The organism is Estrella lausannensis, assembly GCF_900000175.1.
Lineage (GTDB): Bacteria > Chlamydiota > Chlamydiia > Chlamydiales > Criblamydiaceae > Estrella > Estrella lausannensis.
The window spans coordinates 297216-312866 of sequence record NZ_CWGJ01000012.1 but is presented as its reverse complement, the minus strand read 5'-3'; the positions used below and the strand labels follow the sequence as shown (position 1 = coordinate 312866).

Here is a 15651-nt window from a genome sequence, read left to right as displayed (position 1 = left end):
TGAAGTCTTTCATGAAGGTGGAGATAGCGAAAGGGGAATATGACATTTAGGATTTTGCAAACCTTTTGTACGTGAAACCAGCAGTTTTAGCTTCAGTTATTGTGGGTTCAAACTCTCACTTCAACTGAAGCGCGCTAATTTAAATTTTCGATTATCAAGGATAAACTCATGAATCCCTTTAACTTTCCCTATTTTCAATACCCACTTTTTGCCCCTTTGAACCCGGGGCAGGGAAATTCTCTTCAGCCGGCGCCGATAGCGCCAGGTCCTCATTTGCAACCTCTTTTCCAGCAGGCAATCCCGCCTCAGATGGCAATGGCAAATCCGATGGCCTTCAATCCTTTATGGAACCTTCCATTCCAGATTCCCTTTAACCCTCCGATGGCGTTTAATCCGTTGCCTGCGATGCAGATTTTCCCCCAGGCGATTTTTGGTGGGCAGGCACTCCCCATCGCAGCTGCTCCGGAGCCCATGGTGGAAGAGGAGAGCAAAGGGGTGAAAAGGAAGCTGGAAGAGACGGCGACCACTGGGGTAGCGACCAAAAAAGCTCGCCTTGAAAACGGTGCTTCGGAGCCGCCTGCATTTAGGGAAGGCTACTTTAGTCCGAATGAATCCCTACTGCATCCCGCGGAGAAAGAGGACTTGTTCCCCAAACTGGAGCGGCAGCAAGCGTTTGAATGGGAGTATGGACCTGCTTTGGACAGCATACGGAAATTGATTTACGAGGGCCCGCCGCGAAGACGGTGCTGTGAAGCCGCCTGCTGTTAGGGAAGGATACTTTAGTCTTGATGAGACCTTACTAAATCCCGCGGAGAAAGAGGATTTATTTCCTAAACTAGAGCGGCAACAAGCGCTTGAAAGTATGTATGGAGCTGCTTTGAACGACGTACGGAAATTGATTTACGAAGGCCCCGTAACGCAAGAGCAAAGGCAGGCAGGCGTCGATTTCTTGGAAGATCTGTTGCAGCAGGGGTTTGCAAGAAGTGCTTTTGTTCTGGGATTGCAGCAAGGGTATGCAAGAAGTGCAGCTGCCCTGGCTTTTTTGATTTTGAAATATCCCGAGAACTCAAAAAATCAGCAAGAGGATGCTTTAAACTACTACAAGAGGGGTGCGGAACTCGGATGCGCCGTGTGCTGTTTTTCAGTGGGTCAAATCCTCTGCAAAAATTACCCCGATGGCCAAAAGAGTGCTGAAGTGGCGTATTGCTGGAGGGTGGCGGCGGCCCTTGGGCATCCCAGGGCACGCTTTAACTACGCTCAGTACCTTTTGCAGGGCAACGGAGTCGAAGCCGATCCGGCCACGGCACTTAAGCTCATCGAGGAGAACGCCGAAATTTTAAAACAGCCTGAAGCGGAGTATAAGTTCGCCTACGAGCTGTTTAGTGGTGAGCATATGGCTAAAGACTTACCGCGCTCCTATGAACTTTTTAAAAGGGCGGCTGCAAAGGGACATGCTGCGGCAGAGATCAATCTTGCAACGAGTTTGTTTAATGGAGAGGGAACTGCCGTTAATAAACCGGAAGCGTGCACTTTGTATAAGAGATGCGCCGATCGAGGGAATCGAGTAAACTGCCTGAAGCAGAGTATAAGTTCGCCAGTGAGCTGTCTAGCGGCGTACATGTCGCTAAAGACTTACCGCGTGCTTATGAGCTTTTTAAAAGGGCGGCTGCAAAGGGACATGCTGTGGCAGAGCTCGCTCTTGCAGGGAGTTTATATTACGGAGAGGGAACTGCTGTTAATAAACCGGAGGCGTGTGCTTTATATCAGAGATGCGGTGATCGCGGCGATCGAAAAGCTCAGTATAATTATGCTGTGATGAAGCTCACGGGTGATGAAGTGGAGACCAATGTAGAAGAGGCGATCCACTACCTGCAGCTTTCGGCTGATCAGGATTATCCTTCCGCGCTTCACGCTCTGGCCCTTCGTTACGCGGCAGGAGAGGGTGTTCCGATGGACAAGAAGAAGGCTTATGAGCTCTATAAAAAAGCTGCAGATGGTGCAGGGCATGCGAAGTCTTTTGTTCAGCTGGGGGGGATGCTCGAGGCCGGCGACGGTGTCGAGTGTGATATTGTCAAAGCTCTAGACTACTATGTCCTAGCCCATAAGAAGGGTGCTCCCATTCAAAATACATTGGAGTCTGTCATGAAGGTGGAAATGGCAAAAGGGGGATATGACATTTAGGCTTTTGCAAACCTTTGTACGTGAAACCGGCAGTTTTAGCTTCAGTTATTGTGGTCAAACTCTCAATCCAGCTGAAGCGCTCTAATTTAAATTTTCGATTATCAAGGATAAACTCATGAATCCCTTTAACTTTCCCTATTTTCAATACCCACTTTTTGCCCCTTTGAACCCGGGACAGGGGAATCCTCTTCAGCCGGCACCGATAGCGCCTGGTCCTCATTTGCAGCCTCTTTTCCAGCAGGCAATCCCGCCTCAGATGGCAATGGCAAATCCGATGGCGTTTAATCCGTTGCCTGCGATGCAAACAGTTCCCCAGGGTATTTTTGTTGGGCAGGCACTCCCTGCACCAACTGCGCCGGAGCCTATGGCGGAAGAAGAGAGTAAAGGGGTGAAAAGGAAGCTGGAAGAGACGGCGAACGTCGGGGTAGCGACCAAAAAAGCCCGCCGCGAAGACGGTGCTGTGAAGCCGCCTGCATTAAGGAAAGGATACTTTAGGTTGGATGAAACCCTGCTGCATCCCGCGGAGAAAGAGGATTTATTCCCTAGACTGGAGCGGCAGCAAGCGCTTGAAAGCGCGTATGGAGCTGCTTTGGAAGACGTACGGAAATTGATGTGCGAAGGCCCCACAACGCAAGAGCAAAGGCAGGCAGTCGTCGATTTCCTGGAGGATCTGTTGCAGCAAGGGGTTGCAAGAAGTGCTTTTGCTTTGGCTTCCTTGATTTTGAAATATCCTGAAGACTTAAAATTCCGGCAAGAGGATGCCTTAAGTTACTACAAGAGGGGTGTGGAACTCGGATGCGGCGAGTGCTGCTTCGCATTTGGTGCAGCTCTCAGCAAAAATTATCCCGATGGCGAAAAGAGTGCTGAAGTGGCGTATTGCTGGAGGGTGGCGGCAGCCCTTGGACATCCTAAAGCGCGCTATAATTATGCCTATTGCCTTTTTCAGGGCAACGGAGTCGAGGCTGATCCGGCCACGGCAGTTAAGCTCTTCGAGGAGAATGCTGAAATTTTAAAACAGACTGAGGCGGAGTATCGTTTCGCGTACCAACTGCTATACGGTGTACATGTCACTAAAGACTTGCCGCGCGCCTACGAACTTTTTAAAAGAGCGGCTGCTAAGGGACATCTTGAAGCAGAGCACAATCTTGCAGCGTGTTTCTACTTCGGAGACGGAATTGCCGTGAATAAACCGGAGGCGTGCGCTCTTTATAAGAAATGCGCCGATCGCGGGCACAAAGTGGCACAGTATACCTATGCTGCGATGAAGCTCACGGGTGATGGAGTGGAGACTAATGTAGAAGAGGCGATTCACTACATGCAGCTTTCGGCCGATCAGGATTATCCTTCCGCACTTCACGGTCTGGCCCTTCGGTACGCGGCAGGAGATGGTGTTCCGATGGACAAGAAGAAGGCCTATGAGCTCTATAAAAAAGCTGCAGATGGTGCAGGGCATATGAAGTCTTTTTTTCAGCTGGGGAAGATGTTCGAGACAGGCGACGGTGTCGATTGTGATATTGTCAAAGCTCTTGATTACTATGTCTTAGCCCATAAGAAGGGCGCTCCCATTCAAAATAAAATGAAGTCTTTCATGAAGGTGGAGATGGCGAAAGGGGAGTTTGAAAGTTAGAAGGTTTCAAGCTTTTTGCACATAAAACCAGCTGTTTTAGCTTCAGTTATTGTGGGTCAAACTCTCAATCCCACTGAAGCGCTCTAATTAAATTAATCAATTATCAAGGATGTAATGAATCTCTTTAACTCTCCCCATTTTCCACAATTTGGTCCTCCGAATCAGGAACAGGTAACTCCTCTCCAGCAAGCGCGGGCGGCGCCTGGCCCGCAACTACTCTCTCTTTTCCAGCAAGGAGTGCCTCCGCAGCATTTGATGCCCAACTCGGCTCCTATCAATCCCTTGGGGAAGATTCCTTTCCAGATCCCCTTCCCTGTTATCCCCTTGCCTCCGATCCAAGCGGTTTCTCCGGCATTTTTTGGAGGACAGACACTTCCTGTGACAGTTGCTTCGCAGTCCATGGAGGAAGAGGAAAGTAAAGGGGTAAAGCGAAAGCAAGAAGATGCCTTGAATGAAGATGAGGTGGCAGCTGGAGCGACAAAAAAAATCCGCAGTGAGGACAGCCCGCTTGAGGCGCCTGTATCTAGGCTACGACATTTCAGATCCGATGAAACCTTACTGTTTCCCGGTGAGAAAGAAGATTTGTCCGCTAAGCTGAGGAGACAGCGTGAGCTTGAAGAACAGTTTGGGACTGTTGTAGACAACATATGGAAATCGGCTTTCGACGGTGCAATAACGGAAGATCAAAGGCGGGAGTTCATCGATACCTTGGAAGATTTGCTGCAGAGAGGCTATGCCAGAAGTGCGTATACCCTTGCTTACCTGAGTTTAAACGATCCGGCCGTCTCTCGCCTTAGTCAGGAATACAAGTTAAACTGCTACCGGAGAGGGGCTGAACTTGGAAGTACTGACTGCTGTTTTGCTTTAGGGATGATCCTATACAAGAATTATCCCGGGGGCGAAAAAAATGCTGAAGTGGCGAGTTACTGGAGAGTAGCGGCAGCCCTTGGACATCCGAATGCGCGCTTCAACTACGCTTGCCTCCTTTTGCAGGGTAATGGGGTCGAAGCCGATCCGGCCGTGGCACTTAAGCTATTGAAGGAGAATGCCGAAATTTTAAACCAGCCTGATGCAGAGTATAAGCTCGCTACGGAGTTGCGTAGCGGTGAACATATAGCTGAAGACTTGCCGCGAGCCTGCGATCTTTTAAGAAGGGCGGCTTCTAAGGGACATACTCTGGCGGAGTCCACGCTGGCATGGGCCTTGTTTTATGGTGAGGGAACCGCGGTCGATAAACCGGAAGCGTGCGCTCTCTATAAAAGATGTGCTGATCGCGGCGATCGAAAAGCTCAGTATAACTATGCCTTGATGAAGTTCACGGGCGATGGTGTTACGGCCGATGTAGAAGAGGCCATTCGCTACTTACATCTCTCTGCCGATCAGAATTTTCCATCCGCACAGCATGCTCTGGCTAACCGCTACGCGGCAGGAGATGGCCTTCCGAAGGATAAGAAGAAAGCGTTTGATCTCTATAAAAAAGCAGCCGATGACTCAAAGCATGTAAAGTCCATGTTACGGGTGGGAAAAATGTACGAGAGAGGCGACGGGATTGAGCACAACATTCTCAAAGCACGTCAATACTATTTCCTTGCTTCTAAGGAGGGGGGTGCCCATGGAAAATAAATTGAAATCGATGATGCAGATGGAAATGAACAATGAGGGAGTAATTTAGGCATCCACAACCTTCCAATTAAAAACGCAGTTTTTAGCTCAAGTAAAGTGGCAGTGTGAAATCTCACTCAAACTCGAGCGCCCTAATTCAAATCATTTATAATTTAGGATAAACCGATGAATCCCATTAACTTTCCCCATCTTCCACAGTTTGTTTCTTTGAATTCGAGACAGACAACTTCTCCCCAGCAGGAGCCGATGGCGCCCGGTCCTCTTCTGCAGCCTCTTTTCAAGCAGGGAGTGCCTGCGCAGCATTTGATGTCCAATCCGGCTCTATTCAATCCCTTGGGGAAGATTCCTTTCCAGATCCCCTATCCGGTGATCCCCTTGCCTACAATAAAAGCGGTTTTCCCGGCAATTTTTTCAGGGCAGACACTCCCTGCGGTAGTTGTAAAGGAGCCTGCGGAGGAAAGGGCGAGTAAAGGGGTGAAACGAAAGCAAGAAGATGCTTTGAATACAGATGCATCGACAGCTGGAGCTCTGACAAAAAAAGTCCGTAGCGAGGGCAGCACGCTTGAGGCGCCTGTATCCAGATTAACATATTTTAGACCCGATGAAACCTTACTGCTCCCCGACGAAAAAGAGAATTTGTCCCTTAAGCTGTTGCGCCAGCGCGAACTGGAAGGACAGTTCGGAGGTGTTTTGAACGGCATGTGGAAATCGATTTTCGAAGAATCAATAACAGAAGAGCAAAGATCGCTTTTTAGTCATATTCTGGAAGATATGCTGAAAAGAGGCTATGCCCGAAGTGCGTATACCCTCGCTTGCTTAAGTTCAAGCGATCCGGCTGCCCCTAACCAAGGTCAAGATAACGAGTTAAAGTATTATCGGAGGGGCGCTTGGCTTGGAAGTACTGATTGCTGTTATGCAATGGGTGTGATCCTATACAAAAAATATCCCGAGGGAGAGAAAAATGCTGAAGTGGCCTATTACTGGAGAGTAGCGGCAGCCCTGGGTCATCCGAAAGCACGTTTCAATTATGCTCAGTACCTTTTAAACGGCAAAGGGGTTGATGCCAACCCAGCTGTGGCACTTAAGCTCATCGAGGAAAATGCCGAAATTTTAAAACTGTCTAATGCAGAGTATGCACTCGCTTTGGAGCTGCAAAGCGGTGAGCATATACCTAAGGACTTGCCCCGGGCCTATGAACTCTTTAAAAGGGCGGTTTCTAAGGGATACGCTCTTGCAGAATCCAGTCTTGCAAGGGCTTTGTATCATGGCGAGGGAACTGCGGTTAATAAAGCGGAAGCGTGCGCTCTCTATAAAAGATGCGCTGATCGTGGAGATAGCCGGGCACAGTATACCTATGCCCAGATGAAGCTAAGGGGGGAGGGCGTGGAGATCGACATGGAAGAGGGGATTCACTACCTACATCTTGCTGCCGATCAGAACCATCCGTCCGCACAGCATACTCTGGCAAACCGCTATGCGACAGGAGATGGTCTTCCGCTGGATAAGAAAAAGGCGTTTGAGCTCTACAAAAAAGCGGCAGAAATCTCCAAGCATGGCAAATCCATGTTCCAAGTGGCAAGGATGTACGAGGCGGGTGACGGGATTGAGCGCGATATTCCCAAGGCGCATCAATACTACATCCTTGCCTTTAGAAGAAAGGAAGCCCTTGGAAAATAAATTGAGGTCGATGATGCCGATGGTGATTGCATAAGCAACCCCTACGCAATAGAAATCGACACTTTTAGCTTCAGAAATCGGTGGTTTAAAACTCACTCAAACTGAAGCGCCCTAATATCAATGATTAATTACCAAGGATACAATGAATCCCTTTCACTTTCCCTATTTTCAAAATGCAATCGTTACTCCTCAAAACCAGGGGGATGCAAACGCTCCGCAGCAAGCCCCGATGGCGCCCGGCCCGCAACTGCTGCCTCTGTTCCAGCAGGCAATACCTCCTCAGCAATTGATGGCGAATCCTGCACCCTTCAATCCACTTTTGAATTTGCCCCTACAGCCTTCTTTTATTCCTTCACCTGCGATGCAACCTTTTCCTCTGGTTATTTTTCAAGCACATATGCTGCCCACCGCAACCCCACCGCAACCTATGGAAGAGGAGCAGAGAAATGGCGTTAAGCGAAAGCAAGAAGATGCCTTCAACGGTGATACGACAACGGATGGATTGGCGACAAAAAAAGTCCGCCATGAAGATGCAGACAGTAATTTACCCCAATTTATGCGCGTATTCTTCAAGCCGGATGAATCTCTTCTACTTCCCGGTGAGACAGAGGATTTGTGCGCCAAACTAAAGCGCCAGCGCGAACTCGAAGCGCGGTATGGAACTGTTATGAATGAAATAGGGAAAATGGTCCAAGAGGGGTCTATAACGGAAGACCAAAGGCGGGTATTCATCGATTGCCTCGATAGGATGCTGGAGGAAGGATATGCCAGGTGTGTAGGGGTTTTGGTTTTCCTGATTTCTAAAGATCCTGCGAAACCTAACCTCGATCAAGAGACCTTGTTAAACTACCTCCGGAGGGGAGCAGAGCTCGGTTGCGCTGATTGCTGTTATGCTTTGTCTTCATTCCTCCTTAAAATTTTTCCCAATGACGAGAAAAGTGATGAAGTGGCCTATTGCTTAAGGATAGCGGCTGCTCAGGGACACCCCAGAGCGCGCTTTAATTATGCTGAACTTCTTTTGGATGGTTTATGGATCGAGGCAGATCCGGCCAAGGCACTTAAGATCTTCGAGGAGAACGCTGAAATTTTATTCCAGCCTGAAGCAGAGTATGAGCTCGCGTTGGAGCTGCTGAGTGGTAAGCATATTGCTCAAGACTTGCCGCGCGCCTATGAGCTCTTCAAAAGAGCGGTTTCCAAGGGACATGTTGATGCAGAGATCTATCTTGCGGATGCGTTACATTTTGGGAAAGGAACCGAAATTAATCATCATGACGCTACCGCCCTTTATAAAAGGGCCGCCAATCGGGGAGAGCCGCGGGCCCAGTACAACTATAGCGTGATGAAGTTTTATGGTGATGGAGTCGAGACGAATAGAGAAGAGGCAATTCACTACCTACAGCTTTCTGCCGATCAGAATTATCCATCCGCAATTCATTTTCTGGCGCTATGCTATTCTGAGGGAAATGGCGTCGAGATGGATAAAACTAAGGCGTTTGAGCTCTTCAAACGGGCGGCGGACAGCAAAAAGCACGTAAAATCTATGGAAGAGGTGGGGGACATGTATTCGACAGGGGAGGGGATCGAGTGTGATATCGTCAAGGCGGTTGAATACTACGTCCAGGCATTTCGCCATCAGGCTCCCATCCTGGAAAAGTTGCAGTCTGCCCTGAAGGTGAAGATGACGAAGGAAGGGTATCAAATTTAGGCACTAACACCTTTTTAGTGCTCCTACTTTGAACCTATCCAAGTAAAATGATTTGGATAGGTTCAACTGCCGGTGTCATTCTCTACTCGGAAATGGTTTTTAAGAGGCTCAGCGCTTTGACGCGGGCAGCGGCATGATCTACGAGGGGGTAGGGGTAGGTCTTTCCAAGAATGATGCCGGCTTCGCGAAGAACCCTTTCAGGGGCTTCTTGAGGCTTGTGGATCCATTGATTGGGAAGATTTGCGATCTCGGGCACCCATTGACGGACGTAGGTGCCTTCGGCGTCAAACTTCTCTCCTTGGGTTGTCGGATTGAATATGCGGAAGTAGGGCGCTGCGTCAAAACCGCAGCCGGCTACCCACTGCCAGTTGAAGGCATTGCTTGCCAGGTCCGCATCCACCAAAGTATCCCAGAACCATTTTTCACCTTCACGCCAGTCGATCAGCAGATCTTTGATCAGAAAGGAGCCGACGATCATTCTCACGCGGTTGTGCATATAGCCTGTGTGCCAAAGCTCCCGCATCCCAGCGTCCACAATGGGAAAGCCGGTCACCCCTCTTTGCCAGGCTTTTAAATGTTCGCTATTTTGCGACCAAGGCATCTTGTCGAATTTTTTGACGTACGGCTGCTCGGGAAGGTCCGGAAAGTGATGTAGGATGTGGTAGGAAAATTCTCTCCAGCAAATTTCACGTAAGAAATGATCGGCTTGCTTACCGATGGAGAGCTTTTCCTCCGTCGTCACTTTTTGCATCCTCTCATCAAGCGCATTCAAGATTTCCATGGGCGAGATTTCGCCGAAGTGAAGATAGGGGGACAGTTTTGAGGGTGCGCTTTCTCCAGGATAGTCCCTGCCATGGCTATAGTTTAGGAGGGATCGGTCGAGGAAGTGACGCAAAAGGGCATGGGCCTCTTGCTGCCCCTGCCTCCATGCGGCGACAATTCCAGATGACCAATCAGGGTGACGAGGCAAAAGGGCCAGCTCTTCCACTTTCAGTGACGGAGAGAGGGCATATGAGATAGCTGATGCCGGCTCTTTAAAAAGAGGTCTTTTCTCAAGTATCTTTATACAGCTGTTATAGAAGGGGGTGAATACTTTATAAAACGGGGCAGTTTTGGGTTTCAGAGCGTCCGGCTCAAAGAGAAGCGATCCGTTGTAGGAGTGGAGGGAAACGCCGCTTTTGGTCAAATCCTGCTTCAGCTTCAATTCCTCATTTTGCCAAAACGGCTCATAACATTGGTTGAGATAGAGGTCTTTGCAGCCCGTCTTCTGAATGAGTCGATCAAGTGTTTCCCTGGTCGGTCCTTTGACGATGTGAAGGGGCAGATTGAGTGCCGCAAGTCTTTCTTGAAGTTGTTTTAAACTATAGTGCAGCCACACTTTCGATGCCCCACCCATCGCCCAGGGGCCAGCAGTTACCTCGTCATAAATGTAGAGGGGTAGTACCGGCCTTTGCGACTTGGCCGCGTGGTAGAGGGCCGGATTGTCTGTAGTCCTTAAATCTTGTCTGAATAAAACGATGCAAGGCGTGCGTTCCATAAAATCCTCAATGGACAGGCTTTTGGCACGATGGGCAAAAGTGTGTTCCTCTGCCACGGAATCGGACTTTTTCGATCGGGGTTCGACATTTTTTGCAGGGTTTGCCCTGTCTTGAATAGACAAAGAGATGGTCTTGATGAGAGCCGCGGGCTTTGTGAATCCCTGAGTAGTTTTGATTGGTTGTTCCAAGGGAAGTGCCGCGGTGTTTGATGGCTTCTTGTATTGTACCCACAATGGAGCGGTAAAGGAGTTTTTTCTTTGCCAAGGAGAGTCTCGAAACGGGGTGCTCCGGGTGGATTCCGGCTCTGAAAAGGGCTTCATCGACATAGATGTTCCCGAGCCCGGAGATTTTCTTTTGGTCAAGCAGCCACGTTTTGATCGCTGTCTGACCTTTCGATAGAAGAGATAAAAGTGCCTCTTCTGTAAAGGTGCCTTCCGTGGGATCGATTCCTATTGAAGGAGACGCATCTTCCTTTTCGATCAGGACTATTCTTCCAAACTTTCGCGGGTCGATAAACGAGAGGGAAGCCCCCCCCTTAATCACGAGGCGAGCCCTCTCATGAGTCATGGGGCGTCGGCTTTCGGTGAGCCGCAATTTGCCACTCATGCGCAGGTGGATAAAGAGTGTGCCTCCTGCCAACTTGAGGAGTAACCATTTACCCTTTCTTTCGATACTTATGATGCGGCGGGGGCTTTGAAAAAAAACATCCCACGCCATTTTTTCAGTAGGGGACAGGGTCCTTTCGTTGAAAGCGATAACACTTTCGATCTCTTGGCCCTTAAGGTCCATAGCGATGAGATCTTGCCGTATAGCCTCAACCTCTGGAAGCTCCGGCATGGTTATTTTTTTTTGATGATTTTTCTTTGGCTGCCTCTAACACCTGGTGCGGCACTCATCTTTTTTCCTTTCGCTTCCACTTTCTTGGTCTGCGAAGGGATGATCTTCCTGATGCGCTTCTTGGTGTCTTCTACCTTGCCTCTTGGAATGATTCGTTTCTTTTCCTGAGGTTTATCGGCTTTTACGGGCTCAGCCTTTTTCTTGAGGGGCTTTTTCTCTTCTCGAGGAGCAGGCTTGGTGTCGACAGAAACCTTTTTCTCTCTTATCTCTTCACTGTCTTTAACTTTAAGAGGTTTCTTCTCACCGTTCAGTGTTCTTTTCTGAAGGCTTTCCGGAAGCAGGTAACGTCCTGTGGATTCTTCTCGTGGCAAGGTAGGCATCGAAGGCGAGCTGTCTTGCACTTTTTCATGCTCCATCCACTTTTTGGACAAGTTGCGGAGGGCGTCGAGTTTCTTGTTCAAATCGCCCAGATGGGAAAGCGAAGCGGAGGTTGCAGAGTGTCCACGGCTGGCTAAGAGATCTTCTTCCGATTTAAATTTCGAAGAGAAGGAGGCAAACGATACTTGGGTGATGTCCGGAGTGAAGAGGAATTGTCTGATCGTGGCTGGGACTGTCGTGTAGATGTCGGCAGAGACTTGCGGTTCTAGCTCTTGCTTGGCGATCTGCTTCGGAGGACGTCCTCGTTTGGGTCTGGGGTTGAGCGCTTCGTTCGAGTAGTATGTTTTTGCCTTGCTAAACAGCGTCTTGCGCGCCTGCTGGATATCTTTTCCTGCTTTGGGATCAAAAAGGGCTTCCTTGAGCTTTTCCACCACTTTGCTTCCCAGATCAAGATCTTCCTCGAAAACAAAATGGAAGTTGTTATTTCTCAGCCATTCGATAATACGGATGCGGGATCTTTCCTGATAGAACTGTTGCCACTTTTCAAGTTCGGTATGCTGGTCGTAAATAAATTCTAGAAAGTTCTCCCGAGCCTCTTTGCCCTGGATAATATCGAGCAGCTTTTCTTTGGTGTCGATATCATAAACTTTTTCGTTGACGAAGCTCTCCATGATCTTCTTTGTCTCGTAGAAGGAGAGTTTGGGCACGAGGCAGTAGCGGTCTTGATTCTCGAGTTCTTTTTCCAGTTGGGCTAAGTTCTCTTTGGGTTTATCAAGATCCATGTAGAGAATGAATCCCTCGACTTTGTCGACATAAAAGTCGCGCTCGTCATCCGACTTTGCGAATGCTTCCATCAAGCGGTTTGCTCTCAGGATTAAGGGGTTTTGTGCCTGGGGGTAGTTTGCTGTCTTTGCCATTTGTCCGCACCGATCTTCATCAAATAAGGGATGATACCCGATTCGCCCCCCAAGTTTCAAGAGCCATTTTCTGGGAGTGAAAGCTAGAGGGGGGGATCGCTCTTAAAAAGTTTATTTTAACATTCTATTTCTGAAACCGCCTGATATCCTGGAGAGCGATCTCTCCTCTGAAGACTTCATGGCAAGGTCCCGATAGCTTCACTCCCGAGGGCTTGCCTGCCTCCAGGGAAAAATCGATGGTGAGGGTGTCTCCGGATCGCACCTTGACTTTAACCGGCGGGGCCGCGCTAAACAGGAGGGCGGCGGCAATGGCCGCGGCTGTCGCCCCGGTTCCGCAGGCGAGTGTCTCGGCTTCCACCCCTCTTTCGTAGGTGCGGATCAGCACCTCTTCTTCAGTCATTTTCACCGCACTGAAGTTGGTGCCGGCAGGAGCGAATCGAGGGTGGTGCCTCACCTTTTTACCAATAGCTTCGATGTCGATTGTTTCCAGATCATTCGTGAAGAGAAGGGCGTGGGGCACTCCGGTGTTCATCGAAACTAAGGGGAGCTTTGCCTTATCGATCATCAACTCTTTTTTCAGTTCAATCGCCAGCACATCTCCCATGGAAATCGCAACGGCGTTTTCATGAATCTCCGCCTGCAGGAGGCGCTCTTTTGTCTCGAAGGTGTAGGAGTATTTGATAGGGTTTTTGGCGTGGAAGTAGTGAACTGCCGCACGGGCGCCGTTGCCGCACATTTCAGCTTCCGAGCCGTCGGCATTGAAAAAGGCGATTTTGAAATCGCCTTGTACAGCAGGAGAGAGTACGATGAGGCCATCGGCGCCTATGCCCTGCTTTCTTGAGCACAGGGCGGCTGCGAATTGGCCAATATTCATAGAACAAGGCGGCGACTCTACGATGATAAAATCGTTGCCGCAGCCCGAGTATTTAACGAACGCAATTTTTGCACTTTCCAAAGCGCTTCTCATGCAAGTTAGCTTTTAAAGTGCTTTTCCAGTTGCGACATGTTGGAGACGATATGATCCAGCAGTCCGAACTCTTTAGCCTCTTCCGCTGTCATCCAAGTGTCTCTGTCGATCGCTTTTTCGATTTCATCCGCCGACTTGCCTGTCGCTTCGACGTAGATGTTAACGAGAGCGCTTCTGGTTTTGATCATTTCTCTGGCCTGGATATCAAGGTCAGTTGCCTGCCCTTGCAACACACCGCTGATCAGGGGCTGGTGGATCATGATGCGGCTGTTGGGTGTGGCGAAACGCTTTTTAGGAGAAGCGCAGAGACTTAAGATCGATCCCATGGAGGCTGCCAGGCCTGTCACCAAGGTGTAGACAGGGGAAGAGAGCATCTTGACTTGATCCCAGATGGCAAAGCCCGCGTCGACGGATCCACCTGGGCTGTTGATTACCATCAGGATCGGTTTTCCCGGTTCGTTGAAGTCTAAAAACCAGAGTTTGCGGATGGTTTCGTATGCGCTTTCGCTGGAAACATCTCTGCAGAGAAACACTCTTCTTCTGGAAAGGATTTCGTTGTCGATCTTATCGTCCAGCTGAAGGAACGGGGTATTTTCTTTTTCTAATTGTGATTTTGCCATGGGATTCTCTCCGGTCTAATTGAGTCTTTTTTAAATTGATCCTAACGAAAGTGATTCATTGTAGGCAAATCAAACTGCGACAGATACTGCCTCTTCGATCACAAGTTCCGGATAGAGCGGGTGCTTAGCCAGCAGTTCCTTGATCTCTTCTTGCACTCTCGCCTGAACTTGCGGGGCGACAACTGCTTGCGCCTTGCTTATTCCGCCTGTTTTGAGCGTCTCGGGCTTTGTGTTTTTAAGGACATCGGCGATGATCTTGGCGATGGCTTTCATTTCCTCTTCGCCCATGCCTAGCGTCGTGAGCGCCGGAGTGCCGATGCGGATGCCGGATGTGTACCAAGGTCCGTTCGGGTCGTTCGGAACCGCGTTTCTGTTAACAGTCATATGGCACTCACGCAGAGCTTTTTCGGCCTGCCGTCCGTTGATTCCCATTTTTCTTAGATCGATGATCAGCAGGTGGTTTTCTGTTCCGCCTGTGACGATGTCGATGCCGTTTTTGATCAGCTCCTTCGCGAGAGCGTCCGCATTGGAGACAATCTGGGCTGCGTAATCTCTAAATTGCTGAGTATTCGCTTCTTTAAACGCGATAGCTTTGGCGGCCATGACGTGTGGAAGCGGGCCTCCCATCACAAGAGGGCAGCCTTTGTTGACGGCGTCTTTGAAGGCTTCTTTGGCCAGGATGAAGCCGCCGCGAGGGCCTCTCAGCGTTTTATGCGTCGTGGATGTGACGATGTCTGCATAAGGGACTGGGTTGTAAGGGCCAGTGAAAACTTTTCCGGCGACAAGACCGGAGAAGTGTGCCATATCCACCATCAGTGTCGCCGAAGCTTTGTCGGCAATCGAGCGCATCCTTTCAAAGTTGATTTTTCGAGGATACGAGGAGTAGCCGGCCAGCAGGATCAGCGGTTTTTCTTCCAGCACCTGTTTTTCGAGAGCGTCATAGTCGAGTAGGCCTGTCTCGGGATTGACTTCGTAGTGGACAGCCTTCATCATCCGGGACGAGACGTTGTGGCGGTAGCCGTGCGTCAGGTGGCCTCCGGAGGAGAGGGCCATGCCCATCACTTTTTGGTTGCAAAGCAGCTGCCTTAGCGCTTCGTACTCTTCGCTCGTGAACTCGTCGATGCTCTTTTTGCCGAGACGCTCAACTTCCTTGTTTTGGACTCTGGTTAAGAGGATTGCCCAGAATGCGATCAGGTTGGCGTCTGCTCCCGAGTGCGGCTGCACGTAGGCGTATTCGGCGCCAAACAGCCTGGCCAGTTCTTCTGCCGCCAATTTTTCAACGGCGTCGACGTTGTCGCATCCGGCATAGAAGCGGTGATCGGGATAGCCTTCAGCATATTTATCTGTCAGCAAGTTGCCCATGGCCAGCTGAACCGCGTATGAGGAGTAGTTTTCCGATGCGATGAGTTTTAGGTAGGTCCTCTGGTCTTGGATTTCCTTGATGATGCTCTGCTGAATTTCCGGCGAGGAGGTGCCGATGTGGTCTAAAGAGGCAAGATAGGCGATTGCGGCTTTGGAGCGGCTTTCTTTAGGTGTCTTGGTGAGATAGTTTTCTAGTAGTGAGTTCATGAGCCTCTCCTC

General features: G+C 49.7%; 11 protein-coding genes and 3 pseudogenes. 8 read left to right on the top strand and 6 right to left on the bottom strand.

What is annotated here, in order from left to right; translation table 11 throughout:
• The first annotated feature begins 168 nt into the window (after positions 1 to 168).
• From ELAC_RS06335 to ELAC_RS06310, 8 genes and pseudogenes are all read left to right on the top strand, one after another.
• Complete coding sequence (locus ELAC_RS06335) at positions 169 to 768, top strand: hypothetical protein (RefSeq protein ID WP_098038440.1); 600 nt, start codon at positions 169 to 171, stop codon at positions 766 to 768.
• Between the two features lie 94 nt (positions 769 to 862).
• Positions 863 to 1441 (top strand): annotated as a pseudogene (locus ELAC_RS12070) (tetratricopeptide repeat protein); the annotation flags it as partial.
• 101 nt (positions 1442 to 1542) lie between these two features.
• Positions 1543 to 1629 (top strand): annotated as a pseudogene (locus ELAC_RS12065) (hypothetical protein); the annotation flags it as partial.
• A 186-nt stretch (positions 1630 to 1815) separates the two neighbouring features.
• Positions 1816 to 2181: a tetratricopeptide repeat protein gene (locus ELAC_RS11880; RefSeq protein ID WP_239414412.1), complete on the top strand. Its 366-nt coding sequence runs from the start codon at positions 1816 to 1818 to the stop codon at positions 2179 to 2181.
• A gap of 115 nt (positions 2182 to 2296) precedes the next feature.
• A complete protein-coding gene (locus ELAC_RS06325) occupies positions 2297 to 3808 on the top strand; it encodes an SEL1-like repeat protein (protein WP_098038438.1) in 1512 nt (503 codons plus the stop codon).
• Positions 3809 to 3922: 114 nt separating this feature from the next.
• Positions 3923 to 5431: an SEL1-like repeat protein gene (locus ELAC_RS06320; protein ID WP_098038437.1), complete on the top strand. Its 1509-nt coding sequence runs from the start codon at positions 3923 to 3925 to the stop codon at positions 5429 to 5431.
• Positions 5432 to 5596: 165 nt separating this feature from the next.
• The gene (locus tag ELAC_RS06315; protein WP_098038436.1) at positions 5597 to 7108 is read left to right on the top strand and encodes an SEL1-like repeat protein; all 1512 of its coding nucleotides are present in this window, start codon (positions 5597 to 5599) and stop codon (positions 7106 to 7108) included.
• 142 nt (positions 7109 to 7250) lie between these two features.
• On the top strand, positions 7251 to 8813 hold the full coding sequence (locus tag ELAC_RS06310) for an SEL1-like repeat protein (protein ID WP_098038435.1): 1563 nt from the start codon (positions 7251 to 7253) through the stop codon (positions 8811 to 8813).
• 82 nt (positions 8814 to 8895) lie between these two features.
• On the opposite strand, the gene ELAC_RS06305 is transcribed toward ELAC_RS06310, so the two are convergent.
• The 6 genes and pseudogenes from ELAC_RS06305 to ELAC_RS06280 all read right to left on the bottom strand — a co-directional run bounded on the left by ELAC_RS06305 (position 8896) and on the right by ELAC_RS06280 (position 15639).
• A complete protein-coding gene (locus ELAC_RS06305; RefSeq protein WP_098038434.1) occupies positions 8896 to 10350 on the bottom strand; it encodes a cryptochrome/photolyase family protein in 1455 nt (484 codons plus the stop codon).
• A gap of 7 nt (positions 10351 to 10357) precedes the next feature.
• The gene (mutM, locus tag ELAC_RS06300) at positions 10358 to 11188 is read right to left on the bottom strand and encodes a DNA-formamidopyrimidine glycosylase (protein ID WP_098038433.1); all 831 of its coding nucleotides are present in this window, start codon (positions 11186 to 11188) and stop codon (positions 10358 to 10360) included.
• Between the two features lie 419 nt (positions 11189 to 11607).
• Positions 11608 to 12483 (bottom strand): annotated as a pseudogene (locus ELAC_RS06295) (UPF0158 family protein); the annotation flags it as partial.
• A 124-nt stretch (positions 12484 to 12607) separates the two neighbouring features.
• A complete protein-coding gene (gene dapF, locus ELAC_RS06290) occupies positions 12608 to 13450 on the bottom strand; it encodes a diaminopimelate epimerase (protein ID WP_098038431.1) in 843 nt (280 codons plus the stop codon).
• Positions 13451 to 13455: 5 nt separating this feature from the next.
• On the bottom strand, positions 13456 to 14070 hold the full coding sequence (locus tag ELAC_RS06285) for an ATP-dependent Clp protease proteolytic subunit (RefSeq protein WP_098038430.1): 615 nt from the start codon (positions 14068 to 14070) through the stop codon (positions 13456 to 13458).
• Positions 14071 to 14139: 69 nt separating this feature from the next.
• Positions 14140 to 15639, bottom strand: a complete 1500-nt coding sequence (locus tag ELAC_RS06280) for a glycine hydroxymethyltransferase (RefSeq protein WP_098038429.1) — start codon at positions 15637 to 15639, stop codon at positions 14140 to 14142.
• Positions 15640 to 15651 lie beyond the last annotated feature (12 nt).